Raw genomic sequence first — 19,014 nt, forward strand, 5'->3', positions numbered from 1 at the left:
CGACCTACTCCTGGGCCGCCTCCTGCGCCTCGCGTCGGGAGTTGAGCACCGCTTCGTAGAGCTGTCGTGAACGCACCTCGGGGTAGCCGGCGGCCACGTGGCTGCACGCGTCTTTGATGCGGATGCCGCCGGCGACCAGGTTCTCCACCTCGGCGACCAGGTCGGCCACCAGTGTCGACAGGTCGGCGCGAGGCGTCGCGCCCGCCAGCACCACGGTGACCTCGCCGAGCACGCCACCGGCCGCCCAGGCTGTCAGCTCGTCAAGCGACCCGCGCACCACCTCTTCGTGCACTTTGGTCAGCTCCCGGCAAACCGCGGCCTGACGGGCACCGCCGAGTTGCTCAACCGCGTCGCGCAGGCAGGCGGCCAGCCGGCGCGGGGATTCGAAGAACACACAGGTGCGCCGCTCGTCGGCCAAGGTGGCCAGCCAGGTCCGGCGTGCCGAACCCTTGCGGGGGGCGAAGCCCTCGAAGCAGAACTTGTCAGCCGGTAAGCCCGAGACCACCAGTGCGGTCGTCACCGCCGACGGTCCGGGCAGGCACTGCACCGGCAGGTCCGCCTCGATGCACGCCGCGACCAGGCGGTAGCCCGGATCGCTGATGATCGGCATGCCGGCATCGCTGACCACCAGCACGGTGGCTCCGGACCCGATGGCATCCAGCAGGGTCGCCACCCGGGCGGTCTCGACCCGGTCGAACAGGCTGAGCACCCGGCCGCCGATCGCGACGTCGAGGGCCTTGGCCAGGTTGCGTACCCGGCGAGTGTCCTCGGCAGCCACCACATCGGCGTCGGCCAACGCTTCGATCAGGCGGGGTGACGCATCCGCAGGCTGGCCCAACGGCGTCGCGGCCAGTAACAGGCGCCCAGTGGTCATGACGGACAGCCTACGATCGACGTGATGACCGCCCCGCCCCAAGAAACCTCCCGCAGCGAGGCCGGCCTTGACGAGGAGGCCGGCCCGGGGCACTCCGTACCTGTCGTCAGCCCCGCTCCCCTGGTGCCCGTCGCCGATTTCGGCCCGGTAGACCGATTGCGCGGCTGGATCGTAACCGGCGTCATCGCCGTGCTTGCCACGGCCACCCGGTTCCTAAACCTGGGTTCGCCGACCGATTCCGGCACGCCCGTCTTCGACGAGAAGCATTATGCGCCGCAGGCCTGGCAGACCCTGCACAACCACTGGATAGAAGACAACCCCGGGTTCGGCCTGGTCGTACATCCGCCCGTCGGCAAACAGCTGATCGCGACCGGCGAAGCGCTGTTCGGTTACACCGGCTTGGGCTGGCGGTTCACCGGCGCGCTGCTGGGCGTGGGGCTGGTGGTGCTGGTGACCCGGATCGTCCGGCGCATCAGCCGGTCGAGTCTGGTCGGCGGCATCGCGGGAGTGCTGGTGATCTGCGACGGCGTCAGCTTCGTCACGGCGCGCACGGCGTTGCTGGACGGGTTCCTCACCTTCTTCGTGGTGGCAGCCTTCGGCGCGCTCATCGTCGACCGGGACCAGGTTCGCGCGCGGATGCACAATGCCTTCCTGGAGGGCCGCTGCGCCGAGACGGTGTGGGGTCCGCGGCTGGGCGTGCGCTGGTGGCGCTTCAGCGCCGGGGTGCTGCTCGGCCTGGCGTTCGGGACCAAGTGGTCCGGCCTGTACTTCATCGCGTTCTTCGGCGTCATGTCGCTGGCTTTCGACGTCGCCGCCCGGCGTCAGTATCAGGTGCCCCGGCCCTGGCTGGGAGCGCTGCGCCGTGACGTCGTTCCGTCGGTATACGCGCTGGTGCTGATCCCGTTCGGGGTCTATCTGGCCAGCTATGCGGGCTGGTTCGCCTCGGAGACGGCGATCGACCGCCATCAGGTGGGCCAGACCATCGGCCCAGACAGCGTGCTGCCGCTGCCGGACGCCATCCGTTCGCTGTGGTACTACACCGCCAAGGCATTTCACTTTCACGCAACGCTGACCAACTCCGCGGGCAATCACCACCCCTGGGAATCCAAGCCGTGGAGTTGGCCAATGTCGCTGCGGCCGGTGCTGTATGCCATCGACCAGAACGACGTCGCGGGCTGCGGGGCCCAATCCTGTGTCAAAGCAGTGATGCTGGTCGGCACCCCAGCCCTGTGGTGGCTGGCCGTCCCGGTGCTGCTCTACACGACGTGGCGAATGGTGGTGCGCCGCGATTGGCGCTACGCGGTGGTGTGGGTGGGTTACTGCGCGGGGTGGTTGCCCTGGTTCGCCGAGATCGACCGGCAGATGTACTTCTTCTACGCGGCGACCATGGGGCCGTTCTTGGTGATGGCTATCGCGCTGATACTCGGCGACATCCTGCATCAGCCTCGGCAGAACAAGGAGCGGCGCACGCTGGGGCTGATCTTCGTGTGCTGCTACGTGTCGCTGGTGGTGACGAACTTTGCCTGGCTGTTCCCGGTGCTGACCGGCCTGCCGATCTCGCAGCAGACCTGGGACATGGAGATCTGGCTGCCCAGCTGGCGGTGAGCGGGTCGCTGGCAGCGAGCGGGTCGCTGGCAGCGAGCGGGTCGCTGGCGGCGAGCGGGTCGCTGGCGGCGAGCGGGTCGCTGGCGGCGAGATTGCCGTTGTGGTCGCTGTTGATCGCTGACCGCGACCGTGACGGCAACCTCGACGGTTCAACTCAGCAATCCTCGGGCTGCCAGTGCGTCGCGGACCCGCTTCAGTATTCGGCTGGTGCGGTCCTCCTTGACCACCCTGACGACTCGCCAGCCGAGTTCTTCGACCATCTCCCAACGCCTGATGTCCTTTACGTACTGCAGCCGGTCGGTGCGGTGCTGGTCGCCGTCGTATTCGACAGCAACCATCGGCTCCTCCCACCCCATATCCAAGTGGGCCAACACCGCGCCAGCAGCGCTTCGCACCGCGATCTGGGTGACCGGCCTGGGCAGACCCCCGTCCACGAGTAAGAGCCTCAGCCAGGTTTCCCTCGGCGACTGCGCGCCACCGTCCATCAGGGGCAACGCTTTTCGACACAGGCGGATCCCTCTGGCGCCCGTGTAGCGGACAAGCAGCGGCGCCACGTCAGCCTCGACCAGCCCGGTTGCAGCAGACAGCGCGTCGAGGTGACTGACGGCTATATTGCGTGGCAGATGCCGGCCGAGATCGAACGCCGTTCGCACCGGCGTTGTCACGGGTAAGCCGGCCAGCCCCGTGACCTCCGTGGCACTGATTCGCTCCCGGCGGACGATCACACCGGGCGGCGGATGGTGAAACCGGCCGAGAAGCTCGACCGGAGCGAAGTCGTCAATCCACCGTGCTCCATGCAGTGCGGCCGCCGCGCGGCCCGCGACGACACCTTGGCGACCCGACCACAGCCACGCCGCGTGGATATTGTTCCGCAGCGACCCCGATGCGTCTTTCGGCAGATAGATGTCATGGTGGAGTTTCCGATAGTTCCAACGCAATTGGCCGCGGGTGAGCGCCCCACTCGCTAGCGCTTCGCTGCCGCGAAATACCGGTGCCACGCGGCGATGATGCAGCCAACGCCCGACTTCGCCCAGCCAGGTTGCCGTCGTGGCTGTGGATAGCTCGCATCCACGACCCTCACCGCAATCTCGGCGGAAGGCTAGCTAGAGTCCCGGGCGGCCGGGCAGGACATGCACCGGGGTCCGCCGCGGCCGGTGCCCAGTTCCGAGCCGGCGATCGTGAGCACCTCAATGCCAGCGTCCTGCAGCCTGGTGTTGGTCGCGACATTGCGTTCGTAGGCGACGACCACACCGGGTGCCAGCGCGAGGGTGTTGTTGCCGTCGTCCCACTGTTCACGTTCGGCGATCACCGGGTCGCGCCCCGTGTCGACCACCCGCAGCTTTTCGACGCCGATCGCGCAGGCGGCCGCCTCCGCGAACGGTTGGGCGTCGTCGATCGCCACGCCGGCCTCGACGCGCCGCAGGGTGAAGGCCGAAAGTGAGTCGACGACATTGGCGTACATCACCATCGTGTCGGTGTCGACCATCGTGCACACGGTGTCCAGATGCATCTGCGCACGCTTCTGGGCGATCGGCACGGCGAGCACGGTGTGGGCGAGGTCGTCGTCGAAGAGGCTGCGCGCCAACGCTTCTGCTCCCGCTGGCGTGGTCCGCTCCCCCACCCCCACCGCGATCACGCCCGGCGCCAGCAACAGCACATCCCCGCCCTCGACGGGTGCGGTACGCGACTCGTAGGCCCGCCGCACGCCGGTGAACCGGGGGTGGTGAGCGTAGATGATGTCGGTCAGCGACGCCTCCCGCCGACGCGCGCGCAGAGCCAGCGACGGGATCACCACCCGCGGCCCGATCCAGATCGACGAGTCACGGGTGAACACCAGGTTCGGCAGCGGCTCGATGACGAAATCCGCACCGTGATGCATGCGCAGTACCAGCGACACCCCGGTGCGCGTGCTGGCCGGAAGCTCCTCGAAGGTCATGCCCGCAGTGAGCACGTCCGCCAGGGCGGCCGGCTCCAAACGCCGCAGATACTCCGAAAGCTGTTGCGCCAGAATAGGTCCGAGCCGTCTGGCATCAACGGCTGCTGCGACACCCTGCATCCGGGCGGCGCCGCTGTGCTGCAGCGCCTCGGCCAGCAGCTCAGACAGCAACAGCACCTCCACACCGCGGCTGCGCAACAACTCGACGAACTGGTCATGCTCGTCCTGCGCTCGGGCTACCCAGGGCAGCCCGTCGAACAGCAACTGGTCGTTGTTGCTCGGGTTGAGCCGGCGCAGTTCGGCGCCCGGACGGTGCAGAATCGCGACCCGGAGCGCGCCCACCTCGGAATTGACTCCCAGCTCGACACCCACACCCCAAACCGTAGCCGCGCGGTCCGTGTCCGGCGCGTCACACGCCGAACGATCGAACTGGTGTGCGATAGACTCGAATCCGTGGCGATCGCGGCGCAGGGCTCGCTATTCGAGCACAACGAACGCAGACAACTCGGCGACGGCGCCTTCATCGACATCCGCGCTAATTGGCTGCGCGACGGCCCGATAGACGGCCTGGACCTGCTCGAGGCGCTGCTACACACCGTGCCGTGGCGGGCCGAGCGCCGGCAGATGTACGACCGGGTGGTCGATGTGCCCCGGCTGGTCAGTTTCCACGATCTGGCGGTAGAAGATCCGCCGCACCCAGCGCTGGCCCGGCTGCGGCGGCGCCTCAACGACATCTATGGCGGTGAGCTGGGTGAACCCTTCACCACCGTCGGATTGTGCTGCTACCGGGATGGTTCGGACAGCGTGGCGTGGCACGGCGACACGATCGGCCGCAGCAGCTCGCAGGACACCATGGTGGCGATCGTCAGCCTGGGGGCCACCCGCACGTTTGCGATGCGGCGACGCGGCGGCGGCCCTTCGCTGCGGTTTCCGCTGGCGCACGGCGATCTGCTGGTGATGGGCGGCTCGTGCCAGCGCACCTGGGAGCATGCGGTTCCCAAGACGACCGGGGCGGCGGGCCCCAGGGTCAGCATCCAATTCCGGCCCCGGGACGTGCGCTAGCCGCGGACCGCGTTCACCGCCTTGACCAGCAGGTCGCGCGCCCGCTGAGTATCGACCTTGGCCACCGGCTGGCCGGGAACCACCAGCGGGTTGGCGATGACGATCACCTGATAGTCACCGAATTGCGCGGAATAGTCGTAGAGCTCCCCGGTCCGCGGCGACCCCTGCACCAACGCCTGCAACACGCGGTGCACAGCCTGGGTGTGGACGCCGTCGATCTGCGGGGCATCGACGACCTCGATGGCGCCGCGCAGCTGAGCACCGGAAAACCCGACTTTGGCACAGTCCTTGCCGGGGTCACTGAGGGGCAGCGCTTTGGAGGTCTCTACCGCGATCGCCACGAAACGATTGCCGTTGCCCTCAGCGGAGATAGCCGCCATGTTGCCTTCCACGCCCGCCGGCATGTCGGGCCCGACGGCGGCTTTGGCGCAGTTCGGCGGGTCGAAGGTGAGCCCGTCGGGCAGCTTGCGGGAGGCGAAGAACTGCGGGTCGATCGCGCGGGGAGTGACGTCGGTGACCTTGAATTCCGGTCCGAAGCTCGACTTCACGTCCAAGATCTTCGCGATGTCGCCCTTGGCGGGCCTCGAGTGGTCCGCCCCCGGGGAGCAGCCGACGAGCAGGCACACCGAACACAGTGCGAGCACCAGCTTGAACATCGTGGCCAATCTACCCAACCCCGATGCTCAGCCGCGCAACGTAGAGACCGTTTTGACCAGTAGATCTGCGGCGAACTGCGCCGGTAGCGGCGGCAACATCGATCCGGGATCGGTGGTGAGTGTGGTGAACGCGTAGTAGCCACCCAGGTAGGCAATGAATGTGTATGCGCGTGAATCGATTTCGCTGCCCGACTCGGCGGCGGCGCGGATGTCGGCAACCATGCCAAGGGTCTGCGCGCCGTCCACCGGCGGCGCGTCGATGAGCCCCACACTCACCTGGGTGCGCCCGGCGGCCAGGTCCCAGTGCGCGCAGGCGGCCACGACGTCGCGGGCCAGTGCCACCGGCGTCGCCACGACGACCGCGTCGACGATTCCGCCCGACCCTGAGCCGGAGACACCCTGCGCGGGCTGATCGCGCCCGGCCGCCGGATCGGCCAGCGCCATGCAGTCGGGCGGGTTTGCCACCGTCGGGTCGCCAAGGCCCCAGATGACGCGGGGCGAGGAGGCACGGGCGATGTTGGACGACTCGTAATCGGGCGGCAACTCCCGACCCACGCGGCGGATGTTGGCGGGGGTGATGCCTCCCGGCGCCGGCGCAGCCGCCGGAGAGGACGAGGTCACCGAGGGAGTCGGCGCGGGCGATGCCGCGCAGGCTGCCGGCACCAAGGCCGACAGCAGGCCAAACCAGAACGGCCGCATGCCCGTTCATATCACGGCAACACGGCCGCAGCTCTGATCAACTCACCACCTCGATCACCTGTCGGGCGACCTTTCTGATCTGTTCCTCCATGGCACGCCCGAAACCCGGCTTGCGCGGCACATCGATGACGGTGGTGATGACGCCGATGTCCTCGCGCTGCCAGACCGCGCCGTGCTGGTCCATGATGGTGCGCATCGGCAGGTTGTCGGAAAGCATTCGCGCAGAGAATCTTTCGACACCGTCCACCCGGGCGGCCACGGCCAGCGCACCGATCAGAAACGTTCCGATCCCTCGGCCCTGATACGCGTCGGCCACCGTGAAGGCGATCTCGGCGATCGTCGGATCCTTCTCGTCGCGGACAAAACGGGCGTCGGCCACCGGGTCGCTGCCGTCGACCATGACCCACACGAAGTGGTCGACGTAGTCGACCTCGGCCAGGTAGTGCATCATCGCCAGGCTGGGCACCCGCGCGGACATGAAGCGCCGGTAGATCGTCTCGCTGGAAAAGTGGACGTGCCCGTGCACGGTGCGTTCGCTGTCGCCGGGCAGGACGGGACGCAGCATCAGCTCGCTGCCGTCGCGCATCTGAACCGGGATCGGTGCGATGAAAGCAGCCAGACGCTGCCGGACGGTGCGGACCAGCCGGTCCATGATCCCGGGGATATGCACCATCTGGGTCAAGGCGTCTTTGCCGCCGATCCAGCCGGTCAGCGGTTCGAGCGTGGTGACCGTCGCGGTGCGCGGAATGTCGCGGAGCAACGCGATCTCCCCGACGATCATGCCGGGCACCAACTGTTCGACGATCACCGTGTCGTCCTCGCCGACGTGCATCACCTCGGCGCTGCCCGAGTTGATCAGCAGGAAGGAGACGGCGTGCTCCCCCTGGCGCATCAGCATCTGCCCGGCCGGGGCCTGCAGCGGGGCAAGACAGGACGCCAGCGGTAGCAGATCCTCGGTTGGACAACCTTTGAAGATGTCCATTCCCGCGAGTTCTTCGGCCCCCACGACGCCCAATTCGGCCATCCCGTCCATGCTTAACCCAGCTTGGGTCCGATCCGCCCCAGGTTATGGCGTCGGCTACCGCCCCTGCAAGGAGCGCCGCGGCACTCGCACTAGCCTGGCAGCAGGTCGCCAGTCAGACCCAAGACTCCCGAAACGGACCAGAGATGATCGACAACCAGGACCGGGTCGAATTGACCCGCAGTCTGCTCAACAAGCCCGCGACGTTGCGGCACGGCTACCTCGACGTGTTGGGCGAATCGACCGCTGCTCCGGTTCCCACGTTTGCTCAACGGGCCATGAATAGCCCGTTCGTCGCCACCGTGTACGAAGGGCTGTGGCGCCCGACGTCTTTCTATCTGGCCAGCGGCGTCACCACGCAGGCCGAGGAGCGCCGCGCGGCAACCGCCCTGCACCTGCGCAGCGCCAAGAGGTTGCTCGACGTGGCTTGCGGCCCAGGCAATTTCACCGCGCCGCTGGCCGCACAACTGTCCACCGGCAGTCTTGCGGTGGGGTTCGACATTTCCGAGCCGATGCTGACCCGGGCCGTGCAGGACAACAGCGGACCACGGACCTGTTACGTGCGCGGCGATGCGCGCGAGTTGCCGTTCGGCGACGAGACCTTCGATGCCGTTTGCTGTTTCGGTGCGCTCTACCTGATACCCGAGCCGTTCCGGGTCGCCCACGAGATGATCCGGGTGCTGCGGCCCGGCGGACGGATCGCCATCCTGACCAGTTACGCCGGCCAGCCACCGCCGATCAACCTGGCCCTCAACACCACAGCGCGCCTGATCGGGCTCACCATGTTTGACAAGGACGCCTTCGTCGACCTGTTCACCGAGGCCAGGTTGATCGATGTCGAACAGCAGACGCAGCGTGCGCTGCAGTTCGTCACGGGGGCCAAACCGGAGTAGCGCTACGACGCGGCGGCCTCGCAGACACCGAACAACCGGACCACCGGGGTACCGGCTTCATATTCCAGCACCCGCGGCCGTGCCCCTTGCGACGTCAGGGTGATCATCATGGGTTGCCCGCTGCGCTGCGACATCTGCACGCATTCGACCTCGAAGAGGCGGAATCTGCCGCCGTCTGGGATGGCCAGCGAATAGCCGGGTTCGACGGACTCGGCAGGGACCTTCTGCAAGTAGTACTTGGTGCTCATCCCATGAGGCTAGGGCCGGATCACGACACACTCCGGTGCCGAAACACGGTCTCAGTGATTGCTCAGCGGAATTTTGGAACTTCATCAGGCTCCGCGCCGCACGGTCAGGTCGACGGAACCGAACGCACCGTGATCACATCGCGCAGCGGGTCGGGCGAGGTTGCCATCTCGCCCACAAAGGGGTGCGAAAACTCAAGGACGAGAACCCGGCTCGCCACCACCAGTACGCCCACGGTCACGACCGTCACGCTGTGGATCCGGGGATGCGCGACGCCCGGATTCGGTCGGCGTCGGGCTGGTCGGACGCGGTGAGGTCCCTGGCCAGCTGGATCCCGGCCGTGTCTTCATCGCGGGCCTGGGCGTCCTCGGTGCTGATCTGGCTCCACATGCCGGAGACGACGACACCGATGAAGAACGGCTAGACGTAGCCGACGATCCCATACGCGAACCGGATGGCATCGTTGTGGTCACCGGCGCCGAGCTGGGGAAACTTGCTTCGGACCAGTTGGCGGACCAGCACCGCGCCGCTGGCGATGAGGACGACCAGCAGAATCAGCAGAAGCCACGATCACACATTGGCGACGATCCAACTGCTCACTCGCCACCCCTCCTTCCCCCAAGGCAACGACTCTAGCCAGTAGTTTTATCTCGTGGTGGATTTCTGGAGCGTGCGATGAGCGTCGCCGGGTTCGTTCTCGGCTTGGTCGCGACCGTCCTCGCGGTGATTTCGCTGGGTTGGCAGCTGGCCGCCTACCGGCAACAGCGACCCCGTCCGAGACTCAAGCCCGTAATCGGACGGCTGACGACCGACGGGCTGGTGACCAATGACGCCAGTTGCGACGTGCGCGAGTCACTGGCCGCCGTCGCGGACCAGCTCGAGGACATTCCGCTCATCATCGGCGTCAGGGTGGTCAATGCGGGCCGGGCCCCGTTTCAGGTCGCGGGCTGGGCCATCCGCACCGATCCCGACGGGACCTCGCTGGTGCCGGTCGAGAAGCCGATTGCCGGCGACGACGTTCCCTGTGAGATCCCGCCCCAGGGCAGCGCCGTCTTCCTCACCGAGTTTCGGCACGCACAACGGTTCGCCACTGCCGCGCAGAACGCCGCTGGCAGCGAAGACCCGTCACCGCGCATCGTGCTGACCGTATCCTCGGGTGCGCGCACCTACCGCACCAAACCCATTGCACCCGAACTATTTTCACTCGAATCAGCGTAACGGCGGGTCGACCGCCACCTCAGTCGTAGGCAACCCCACCATGGCGAGGATGTCGTGTGCGGGGCCACCGGGCACCGCGACGAGGGTGCACAGGGTGTGCTGGCGATCGGCACGTTCGCATGCGTCGGCGAGCACACTGACGGCGGCGGAGCCCAGATGGGTGACCGCGCTCAAATCGACCATAACCGACCTGGTGCCGGCCCTGCTGAGTGCCGAAAGTGCCTCTGCCAGTTCCGGTGCGGCGAGGGTATCGACATCTCCGACGACGACGATGTAGTCGTCATCGCAGGTGCCGACGTCGAATGTGGTCGGCGTAGAGGCCCGTGGCGCCGGCACGGCCAACTCGGTAAAGACCGACGGCCGCGTCAGCAGTTGAGTAGCCGTGGCTGTAGTGCCCTCCGCGCCGTGTCTGATGACCAAGTCAGGCACCGCCGCTTGGGCGATGAACAGACCACGGCCCCGGCGGGCGTCGCTGTCGGTTGGCTTCCAGGTGCCGGAATCCGCCACCACCACCCGTACCCGACCATTTTCGTTGAGTTCCGCGTCAATGGTGAAGTCACCGGGAGATGCTGTGGCATAGGCATGTTCGGCCACGTTGGCGACAAGTTCGCTGACGGCGTGCACGAGGGACAGGGTGTTGCCGGCGTCGGCCCCCAACCCCGCCAGCCACTGACGCAGCCTCGCCCGCACCGTGCGCTCGGCGGTCTCGTCCGCCCGGCCTTCGACGTGGAACGACGGTGGAGCAGTGCGGCGCTGGGCGGCGAGCAGCGTGATGTCGTCGCTGTATCCGGTGGCGCGCACCAATAACTCCACCGCCTGCGAACACAGCCTGTCCACCCCCGTCTGGGCCGGATCGAGCGGAAAGATCTTCCCGCTGAGGACCCGGACCGCCATGTCGGCGACTTCGGCGGAACTGGCGGCGAGTTCGCGACCGGGCCGTTCGATGATCCCGTCGCTGTAGAGCATCACCACGTCCCCCACCGCCAGAGTTGCCCTCCGGGTGCCGAAACCACGACCGCTGCCCAGCGGGCCCGCTCCGGAAGGCTGCAGATAGTGCGCCTTGCCGACAGCGGTGATGACCAGCGGTAGCGGATGGCCGGCGGTGCAATATTCGACTTCCCCGGTTGCCGTGTCGAACCGGGCGACACACAAGGTGGCCGACCTCGCCCCCGGGATTTCCGCGATGAACCGGTCCACGGCTGACAGGGCGTCGACAATGCTTGCGCCGGTGTGAAGTTGCATTCTGACCGCGGTGCGCAGTTGAGCCATCACCGCCGCAGCGTGCACCCCATGCCCCACCACGTCCCCGACCACCAGCAGCAATCGCCCTGCGGGATCGGTGAGCGCGTCGAACCAGTCACCACCGGCAGCGGTGTCCTGCGTCGCCACCAGATACGTGGCGGCGATCTCAGCGCCGGGCACCACCGGCAAACTCGACGAAAGCAGCGCGCGCTGCATGACGTCGGCCGCGGCACGCACCGACTGATACCGACCCGCCATTTCGCGGGCCCGCTCTTCGGCAGCCAGCCGGGCCCGTACCGACTCGGTCGTATCCGCGCCGACGATCAGGACACCGGTGATCTCGCCCCGTCGACCGCGCTGTGGAACCGCGGTGATGTCGACAAAACGTTCCCGAATTCCGGTCCCGTCCAGGTCGACCTGGACACGCACGTCGGCGATGCGCAGCGGTTCACCGGTCTGATAGACGCGGTCGTACATGTCGAGAATGCCTTGCTCACGAAGCTCGGGTCCGAAGTCGTCGGCGGCCACCCCCAGCAGCGCGTTCGGGTAGAAGGCGCGATGCGCCGCGTTGCAGGCCACCAGCCGCAGCCGGGGTCCGTCCAGCGCGCAGGCGATCACCGGCAGGCTGTCAAAGGTCGCGCGCACCGCGCCGTCACCGCCACAGCTGCGGTCGACGTCATCGTCGGCACTCATCGCACCCCTGTACCCCTGGCGCTGCAATTCCCACTCGGCAGGGGCGCCGCCTAGCCGCGGAGGGTGACATGCGGACTCTCGCCGTAATGCTGCCGATAGTAGACGGCGAAGCGGCCCAGATGCCCGAATCCCCATCGCCGCGCGACGCCGCCCACGGTCACCGTTTCCTGGTCCCCCGCGACAAGGTCGAGATGGGCTTGGTGCAAGCGGACGCGGCGTACGTATTCCATCGGCGTGCAGTCACGGTGTTTACGGAACATGTACTGCAAAGCCCGCGGAGTGACGTAGACCGCGCCCGCGATGTCGGTCAGCGAGATGTCGGTGTCGGCGTTGTCTTCGATGAACGCGATGGCGCGTCTGAGCAGGACCGGGGTGCTGTCGCGTCGGTCCTGGGCGATCGGCTCCAACTCCGCGGTGCTGGGGAAGGCGGCCAGCATGCTCGCCGCGACGTAACGCTGCGCGGCACTCACGACGAGCGGGTTCCGGCCCGCGTCCGGGTCCACAGCCACCGATTCGCGCACGTGGTCCAGCGCGGCGACCAACTGCGCGCCGGCAGCCGGGGATATCGGGACCGAGCCGGTGAGCCGCACCATGTCCCGGGGATCCGGCGAGTCGGCCGCGACGAGGCTGAGCAGATCCCGGTCCAGGGAATAGACGTCGGCATTCGTGTGGCGGCACATCCCGATCAGCGACTCGCCCGCGACGGCGCCGAAAGCCCCGACCTGACCCGCGCCGAATCCTTGGAAAGCACCCCGTTCGACGCGGGCGTCGATGCTGCCCGAATGGACTCGGACCAGCAGGATCCGCTCTGGGGGAACCATGGCGTAGCTGAAGGTGTAGTCGAAGTGGGCGACATCGACACTCGTCGACCCGACCATAGACCGCTGCAGCCGACTCCGGGTCGGTAGCCCGTGCTCACCCGCCGCCATCCGGATGCGCCCGAAGCTGGCGCTGACAACCTCCTCGGCCTCGCCGAGGTCGGTGGTGTCGAGTAGGACAGTGAACATTTGCGCGGGCTTTCAATAGCGACCACTACCGCGGCATCGTGTTGAACCGACAAGGCCCATTATCCAACAAGGGCCCTGCTAATCCAGCAAAACTGGCGACCTGGCCCGGTGTCGCTGGCGGCCGTCATCGACGATCGTTTGCATAGCGTGCCCTTTGGGGTCACCAGGACTGCTCCACCATCCGTCCGCGAGGCCCGGCCGCCCGACACGCGGGCGTGATCGTTCGAGGCCGCCTTGGCCGAGATCTCCGGCCCGCTCCTCGAATTCCTGGTCGGCGTGATCAGCAGGGCGAAAGAGGCGCAGCAGGTTACCGCGGACGCCGAATCCGGTGAAATCGGATTGTCCTTCCCCACTGGGCCTTTCGCCGGCTGGCCACCGAAAAGCACGACGGCGAGCGGTTACGCCGTTATGCGACAACGATTTCAAAGGAATAGAGACACGATGAATCGCTGCGGCATTGAGGGTTGCCGGGACTTCCTGGCCAGACGGACGGCGAAGCCGATCTGATCAACCGGCGACTGGCGAACCGGGAGCGGTTCTTTCACGACCTGAAGCCAACCCGGTGCCCTCGGCCCACCCCGCAGATCGCGCGAGACTTTCCTGCGAAATCTGCGCCGCCGCCGACCCGAATCCGGGTTCTTGCTGCGCTCACTTGCCAGCCTCGAGACGTGTGACCTAGGTCCCTAAAGCACGGGACCTGTGTCATCAGATCGGAAAGGCCCGCGATTACTCGGACGGGCGCGCGTAGCGTCTCGACATTGTCGTGAGGATTTTCCTCGGACTGGTCGCCCGCTCGTGATGGGGGTTAGCATGTCTTCTTCTCTGTTCGCCGCGCCCGACGAGTTTGCCGCAGCGTCTTCCAGCTTGACCAGCCTGGGGTCGTCGATCAGGGAGGCCCGCGCGGCAGCGCAGGGTTCGACGACGTGGATTGCGGCGGCTGCTGAGGATGAAGTCTCGGCGGCGGTCGCGACGTTGTTTGGTGGTTATGCCCAGCAGTTCCAATCGCTGGGTGCTCAGGTGTCGCTGTTTCATGACCAATTCGTGCAGGCGCTAAATGGCGGTGGGTTTTTGTATGCCACCACCGAGGCTGCCGCCGCGTCGCCGCTGCAAGCGGCCGCGGCGGCGGCTGCGGGGGTGCAAGACGCGATCAATGCGCCGGTCCAGCAGTTCACCGGGCGCCCGCTGTTCGGGCCAGGCACCAATGGGGCGCCGGGCACCGGGCAGGCCGGTGGGCCCGGTGGATGGTTGTGGGGCAACGGAGGCGATGGCGGGTCAGGCACGCCGGGTACAGTCGCCAGCCCCGCCGGCGGCAGTGGTGGCGCCGGTGGGTCGGCGTTCCTGTTCGGCACCGGTGGTCACGGCGGGTCCGGCGGGACCGCCTATTCGGGCAGCGGCGCGGTCGGCGGTACCGGAGGCAACGGGGGTGCTGGTGGGCTGCTGTTCGGCGGCGGCGGGGCCGGTGGTGTCGGTGGGCTGGGTGCGGCCGGTTCAGCAACAGCGGCGGCCGGCATGGGTGGTCATGGCGGGGCCGGCGGCACCAGCTATCAGCTGTGTGGAGCCGCCGGTGCCGGTGGTGCCGGTGGGCAGGGCGGACCCGGCTATAACCCGACCGCCGACCCGATGGCCGCGCCCGGTGCGGCTGCCGGCCGCGGCGGCCCGGGCGGGGTCGGTGGTGTCGGGGGCCACGCTGTCGGGCTGTTCGCGGCCGGCGGGGCCGGCGGTGTCGGCGGGGACGGTGGCATGGGTGGGACGGGCGCGCAGGGCGCCGCGGGCACGCAGTTCGCCAGCGCCGGTAGCGGCGGTATAGGCGGCGACGGCGGCACCGGTGGCGTCGGCGGAGCCGGTGGCTCGGGCGGATTCTTGGGGTCCGCTGGTGCCGCAGCTAGCGCCGGTGACGGCGGCAGGGGCGGCACCGGCGGGCTGGGCGGCGTCGGCACCTCGACGAGCGGGGGTGGGTCTGGCGGTACCGGCGGCAGGGGCGGCCTTTCTGGCGGCGTCGGTGGCACCGACGGTGCCGGCGGAGACGGCGGTCACGGCGGCAGCGGCGGGGCTGACGGTACGGGTGCGACCGCTGGCGCCGGCGGGGCCGGCGGCGCAGGCGCAGCAGCCACCAGCGGCGGGCCGGGCTACGGCGGTGGCGGCGGCGGTGGCGGCGGGGGCGCCAGGGTGGTGTCCACCGGCGGTGGCACGGCCAGCGGTAGCGCGATCGGCGGTGTCGGCGGCATCGGCGGCGCCGGTACCACCGTGGCGCCGGGCGGCGTTGGCGGTACCGGAGGCAACGCCACCCTCTTCGCCAGCGGGGCAGGCAGCTCCGTCACCGGAACTGCCACCGGCGGGGACGGCGGGGTCGGTGGAACCAGCTCCGCGACCGGCGGCCGCGGCGGCAACGCCAGCGTCAGCGCTAGCGCGGGTGGCACCGTCACTGGCACAGCCACCGGTGGCGTCGGGGGCGCGGGCACCAGTGGCAGCGGCGGCGCCGGCGGGAGCGGCTACCTATTTGCCAATTCAGGCGGCTCCGCCAGCGGGACCGCCAGCGGCGGCATCGGCGGCGCGGGCACCACCGGCGGCCGCGGCGGCAACGGAGGCGTCGCCCGGATCGGCGGTTATAACGGCGGCACCGCCACTGGAACGGCCACCGGCGGCCTCGGCGGTGCGGGCGCCACCAACGGCCGCGGCGGTTCCGGCGGCGGTGGCTACATCGCCGCCAGGGGCGCGGGCACCTCCGTCAGCGCCATCTCCACGGGCGGCGCCGGCGGCGCGGGCTCCACCGGCGGCATCGGCGGCTACGGAAGCTACAGCTCCATCAGAGGCTATTACGGCGGCGCCGTCACTGGCAGCACGGCGACGGGCGGCGGCGGTGGGGCGGGCCTCGGTGGCGGCCGCGGCGGCGTAGGGGGCGGCGGCACCCTCTTCGCTAATGGGGCGGGCAGCTCCGTCAGTAATAGCTCGGCAACCGGCGGGCTCGGCGGGGCCGGTACCGGCAGCGGCAACGGCGGCGCCGGAAGCCTCGGCCGAATCAATGCCGTCGGGGGTGGCACGGTCAGTGACAGCGCCACCAACGGCGGGGCCGGCGGTGCCGGCATTACCAACGGCAGCGGCGGCACTGGCGGGGAATCCGTCTTCCAGGCAAACGCCGGCGGCACCATCACCACCAGCACCGGCACCGGCGGCAACGGCGGTAGCGGCACCGGCTCAGGCAACACCGGCGGCAACGGCGGCTCCGCCGACCTCACGGTTCCCCCTCCCGCCGTCGTAACGGGAGACGTGATCATCGGTACACCCGGCGCGAATGTGCCGTGACAGATCGCCGATGATCGACGCCCCGCGTCACCAGCCCGGCATGGGCTCGTGGTTTGCCCTATGTCCATTGTCATGCGTGCCGGGACGCGAAACGCGCGAAGCAGCACTTCGCCTTGCGACAGAACAAACCTCACACGATCATCAGCCCGGGGGGAATCCCCTCCGGGTCGCGCCAGAAGGCGTCGTGGATGAAGCGGTCGAACAGGTCCGGCGGTAGCAACGTATCGCGCTGTTCAGCCTTGACCATGGGGCGCACGGTGTGCAGTCCGGGCGTGCCGGCGCGCTCGTCGAACTCGGTGACGTCGTATTGGACGTTGCTGAAGTCGTGGTCGAACACCGGCTCGCCGAGAAACGAGTAGACGGCCTGCATCGCCTTGGCCGGGTCGGTGCTCAGGGTTTCGTACTGCAGCAACAACAGTCGATCCCGTTGCGCGCCGTAGCAGGCCTGCTTGAGGGCATCGTAAGGGCCGCCGACCATGCCATCGGGCGCCACCACTTGTTGAGCGCGGCTATAGACCGTTCCGCCGGCACTGTAGTTGAAGATCGACGACGGGCTGAAGACGTTGCGTTGGATCAACCGCTCGATGCTGTCCACCACCCACTGCAGTTCACGCACGCAGGCAATCACTTTCGCATCGGGAAACAGTCTCGCAATCGCCGGCATCCACGCACACCAGCCGCGATTGGTGTCAAAGATCACCTCGGCGGTGGAGTCCGCATAGAAGTCGTCGAACAGCCCGCGCAGGATGCGCTCGCGCTTGGCGTCATCGATGAACACCGAGAACTCGTTGCGCCCGCTCATCTCGTCGAGCAGGGCACCGAACAGGCCCGCCAACGGACCCGACATTCCCGCCTGGAACCGCGGGTTCTGGCGTAGCAACGCGGCTAGCAGCGTCGAACCCGAACGCGGCAGACCCGAGATGAAATGAATGGCTTTCACGGCACACCCCTGACCTCAATTCCGCGCCATGAAATACCCGGCGGACGTCTACCCCGTGTAACGCCGTCATATTAACCGATCGCAAATTCCTTTATCGGCGATCGCACAGGAACGCGGCCGCCTGTCCAAGCTCATCACCCCGGCTTCTGGGAACACTGGATCGGAACAATCGCCCGGTCGAGGCCCCCAGCCGCCGCGGCGGCCGCCAGCCGCTACACCTGGAATACCTCGTTGGCAAAGTAGGACTATGCGGGCAGCGATGTCTCGCACTGGTGGAGGTACTGGTGACTGGTGGAGGCATTGGGAGGAACTCGACCGTCGGAGACAAATCGGATCCGGATAAGACATCCCTTAGCGGGAAGGGCATTGCGAGTGCTGCTAAATGCCTGCCTGGGCGTAAACGTTCTTGTGAATCGTTTCGCAGATGTCCTCGAGCGGAAGGTCATTCGCGTCATCGCCGAAGGGGCTTTCAATCTCGACGCCGATTTCCTCGATGCCGAAGAATGTGTAAGCGATGATCAGGACGTCGACAATTGTGGTCCAGCCGAAGGTGTCGACCATGGCGAACGGGAGGGTGAAGCAATAGAGCACAAGGGCCCGGCGCAGGTGAACGGCGTAGGCGAAGGGCATCGGCGTTTTGTGAATTCGTTCGCAGCCGCCGAGGTAGTCGACCAGGAGCTGAATGTTCTGGTCCATCGACGTGAGCATGATGTCAGAGATCAGGCCGCGCTCGCGGGCCTCCCGGAGGCAGTCGGACATGTTGCCGGCGACAGCGAGAGCGGGATGTTGGGCGTCGATCGCCTTCTGCGCCTCGGCGGGCGGAAGTTCGGTGATTTGCGGTCCGAGGCCTTCGGTACCGCGCAGGCGGTGCATGGCCGCCCAGGCAAAGGCAGCTGTCCATCGAGTGAGTCGGGCGACCAGCGCCGGATCCCCCTTGATGTACACGCTGGCGCTCCGGACGAGGTTCCGTGTTTCATTCACGATCCCTCCCCATAGTTTGCGCCCCTCCCAGAAACGGTCATAGCTGGAGCTGGTGCGGAAAACCAGAAGGAGACCAAGGGCGAGGCCCATTAGTGTGTGCAGCTGGATGGGCATGCCGACCGGCGCGACATAGTTGTGAAAGGCCACGACCGCCGCCGACCAGGCGACGCATAGGGAGACTCGGCCGATGATCTCCCGGACCAGCGAGCCGCGGATGTCAAAAAAGTGGTCCAGCCATTTGTGCGAATCGTATTGGATCATAATTAATTTCGCGTAGTTGGGTTAGATGGGCTCAACGGGCGCGGGCTTCTTCGTGAGAGCTTCGTGGCGACGGCCATGCCAAGTTTCAAACTGCGAATCATGCCCCTGCCGCACCACCGCCGGATGGATGAAGCTCGCGCCATCACCAGGGAACGCTACACAATCGCCACACCATCGACCCCACCACGACTACCGGCCCAACCAAAACGAAACCCCGGCCGATGGCCGGGGAATCTGTAACCGGTGACGCGACTCATCACACTGGTGGAGCTAAGGGGATTCGAACCCCTGACCTACTCGATGCGAACGAGTCGCGCTACCAACTGCGCCATAGCCCCTGATCGCTAAGCAGGCTACCAGCCGCGGTCGCGATGCAACGA

At 67.5% G+C, this 19,014-nt stretch carries 18 protein-coding genes, 1 tRNA gene and 1 pseudogene; 6 read left to right on the forward strand and 14 right to left on the reverse strand.

Annotation, left to right across the window (positions count from 1 at the left end; all coding sequences use genetic code 11):
- Nucleotides 1-4: 4 nt before the first annotated feature.
- Nucleotides 5-874: a 16S rRNA (cytidine(1402)-2'-O)-methyltransferase gene (gene rsmI / locus JX552_RS25095; RefSeq protein ID WP_205874506.1), complete on the reverse strand. Its 870-nt coding sequence runs from the start codon at nucleotides 872-874 to the stop codon at nucleotides 5-7.
- 24 nt (nucleotides 875-898) lie between these two features.
- Here rsmI and JX552_RS25100 point away from each other — a divergent pair, with 24 nt between their 5' ends.
- On the forward strand, nucleotides 899-2,479 hold the full coding sequence (locus JX552_RS25100; RefSeq protein WP_205874507.1) for a dolichyl-phosphate-mannose--protein mannosyltransferase: 1,581 nt from the start codon (nucleotides 899-901) through the stop codon (nucleotides 2,477-2,479).
- A gap of 149 nt (nucleotides 2,480-2,628) precedes the next feature.
- Here the strand turns inward: JX552_RS25100 and JX552_RS25105 are convergent, their stop codons facing one another.
- Nucleotides 2,629-3,477: a type IV toxin-antitoxin system AbiEi family antitoxin gene (locus JX552_RS25105; protein ID WP_205874508.1), complete on the reverse strand. Its 849-nt coding sequence runs from the start codon at nucleotides 3,475-3,477 to the stop codon at nucleotides 2,629-2,631.
- 101 nt (nucleotides 3,478-3,578) lie between these two features.
- Nucleotides 3,579-4,787, reverse strand: coding sequence for an arginine deiminase (arcA, locus tag JX552_RS25110; protein WP_205874509.1), 1,209 nt, complete (start codon nucleotides 4,785-4,787; stop codon nucleotides 3,579-3,581).
- 81 nt (nucleotides 4,788-4,868) lie between these two features.
- Here arcA and JX552_RS25115 point away from each other — a divergent pair, with 81 nt between their 5' ends.
- Nucleotides 4,869-5,477: an alpha-ketoglutarate-dependent dioxygenase AlkB gene (locus JX552_RS25115; RefSeq protein ID WP_205874510.1), complete on the forward strand. Its 609-nt coding sequence runs from the start codon at nucleotides 4,869-4,871 to the stop codon at nucleotides 5,475-5,477.
- Here the strand turns inward: JX552_RS25115 and JX552_RS25120 are convergent.
- Genes JX552_RS25120 through pat form a run of 3 tightly spaced genes read right to left on the reverse strand, consistent with a single transcriptional unit; the run spans nucleotide 5,474 to nucleotide 7,865 of the window.
- The gene (locus JX552_RS25120) at nucleotides 5,474-6,133 is read right to left on the reverse strand and encodes a DUF5642 family protein (RefSeq protein WP_205874511.1); all 660 of its coding nucleotides are present in this window, start codon (nucleotides 6,131-6,133) and stop codon (nucleotides 5,474-5,476) included. The genes JX552_RS25115 and JX552_RS25120 overlap by 4 nt on opposite strands.
- A 27-nt stretch (nucleotides 6,134-6,160) precedes the next feature.
- Nucleotides 6,161-6,832 carry a DUF5642 family protein gene (locus tag JX552_RS25125; protein ID WP_205874512.1) on the reverse strand — a complete coding sequence of 224 codons (672 nt, stop codon included), beginning with the start codon at nucleotides 6,830-6,832 and terminating at the stop codon, nucleotides 6,161-6,163.
- A 37-nt stretch (nucleotides 6,833-6,869) separates the two neighbouring features.
- The gene (gene pat, locus JX552_RS25130) at nucleotides 6,870-7,865 is read right to left on the reverse strand and encodes an acetyltransferase Pat (protein ID WP_205874513.1); all 996 of its coding nucleotides are present in this window, start codon (nucleotides 7,863-7,865) and stop codon (nucleotides 6,870-6,872) included.
- Between the two features lie 134 nt (nucleotides 7,866-7,999).
- Between pat and JX552_RS25135 the strand changes: the two genes are divergently transcribed.
- Nucleotides 8,000-8,746 (forward strand): class I SAM-dependent methyltransferase, encoded by a 747-nt coding sequence (locus JX552_RS25135; RefSeq protein ID WP_205874514.1) that lies wholly within the window; start codon nucleotides 8,000-8,002, stop codon nucleotides 8,744-8,746.
- 2 nt (nucleotides 8,747-8,748) lie between these two features.
- Here the strand turns inward: JX552_RS25135 and JX552_RS25140 are convergent, their stop codons facing one another.
- From JX552_RS25140 to JX552_RS33780, 3 genes are all read right to left on the reverse strand, one after another.
- Nucleotides 8,749-8,994, reverse strand: a complete 246-nt coding sequence (locus JX552_RS25140; RefSeq protein WP_205874515.1) for a hypothetical protein — start codon at nucleotides 8,992-8,994, stop codon at nucleotides 8,749-8,751.
- Between the two features lie 104 nt (nucleotides 8,995-9,098).
- Nucleotides 9,099-9,242 carry a hypothetical protein gene (locus JX552_RS33775; RefSeq protein ID WP_346779288.1) on the reverse strand — a complete coding sequence of 48 codons (144 nt, stop codon included), beginning with the start codon at nucleotides 9,240-9,242 and terminating at the stop codon, nucleotides 9,099-9,101.
- Nucleotides 9,239-9,382 carry a hypothetical protein gene (locus JX552_RS33780; RefSeq protein WP_346779289.1) on the reverse strand — a complete coding sequence of 48 codons (144 nt, stop codon included), beginning with the start codon at nucleotides 9,380-9,382 and terminating at the stop codon, nucleotides 9,239-9,241. Before JX552_RS33780 ends, JX552_RS33775 begins: the two co-directional genes overlap by 4 nt.
- Before the next feature lie 285 nt (nucleotides 9,383-9,667).
- Here JX552_RS33780 and JX552_RS25150 point away from each other — a divergent pair, with 285 nt between their 5' ends.
- Nucleotides 9,668-10,210 (forward strand): hypothetical protein, encoded by a 543-nt coding sequence (locus JX552_RS25150; protein ID WP_205874516.1) that lies wholly within the window; start codon nucleotides 9,668-9,670, stop codon nucleotides 10,208-10,210.
- Here the strand turns inward: JX552_RS25150 and JX552_RS25155 are convergent.
- Both JX552_RS25155 and JX552_RS25160 read right to left on the reverse strand, forming a co-directional pair.
- The gene (locus tag JX552_RS25155) at nucleotides 10,202-12,145 is read right to left on the reverse strand and encodes a SpoIIE family protein phosphatase (protein ID WP_205874517.1); all 1,944 of its coding nucleotides are present in this window, start codon (nucleotides 12,143-12,145) and stop codon (nucleotides 10,202-10,204) included. The genes JX552_RS25150 and JX552_RS25155 overlap by 9 nt on opposite strands.
- A 50-nt stretch (nucleotides 12,146-12,195) precedes the next feature.
- Nucleotides 12,196-13,152, reverse strand: coding sequence for a helix-turn-helix transcriptional regulator (locus JX552_RS25160; RefSeq protein WP_205874518.1), 957 nt, complete (start codon nucleotides 13,150-13,152; stop codon nucleotides 12,196-12,198).
- A 441-nt stretch (nucleotides 13,153-13,593) separates the two neighbouring features.
- On the opposite strand from JX552_RS25160, the pseudogene JX552_RS25165 reads away from it, so the two are divergent.
- Nucleotides 13,594-13,830, forward strand: a pseudogene (locus JX552_RS25165) (hypothetical protein); the annotation flags it as partial.
- Nucleotides 13,831-13,962: 132 nt separating this feature from the next.
- The gene (locus JX552_RS33495) at nucleotides 13,963-16,452 is read left to right on the forward strand and encodes a PE family protein (RefSeq protein ID WP_205874519.1); all 2,490 of its coding nucleotides are present in this window, start codon (nucleotides 13,963-13,965) and stop codon (nucleotides 16,450-16,452) included.
- 130 nt (nucleotides 16,453-16,582) lie between these two features.
- Here JX552_RS33495 and JX552_RS25175 read toward each other — a convergent pair whose 3' ends face one another.
- The 3 genes from JX552_RS25175 to JX552_RS25185 form a co-directional block, all read right to left on the reverse strand.
- Entirely contained in the window at nucleotides 16,583-17,392 is an 810-nt protein-coding gene (locus JX552_RS25175; RefSeq protein WP_205874520.1) for a sulfotransferase family protein, read from the reverse strand.
- Nucleotides 17,393-17,770: 378 nt separating this feature from the next.
- Complete coding sequence (locus JX552_RS25180) at nucleotides 17,771-18,634, reverse strand: bestrophin family protein (RefSeq protein ID WP_205874521.1); 864 nt, start codon at nucleotides 18,632-18,634, stop codon at nucleotides 17,771-17,773.
- 262 nt (nucleotides 18,635-18,896) lie between these two features.
- Nucleotides 18,897-18,972, reverse strand: a tRNA-Ala gene (locus tag JX552_RS25185).
- Nucleotides 18,973-19,014 lie beyond the last annotated feature (42 nt).

The organism is Mycobacterium gordonae, assembly GCF_017086405.1.
GTDB lineage: Bacteria > Actinomycetota > Actinomycetes > Mycobacteriales > Mycobacteriaceae > Mycobacterium > Mycobacterium gordonae_D.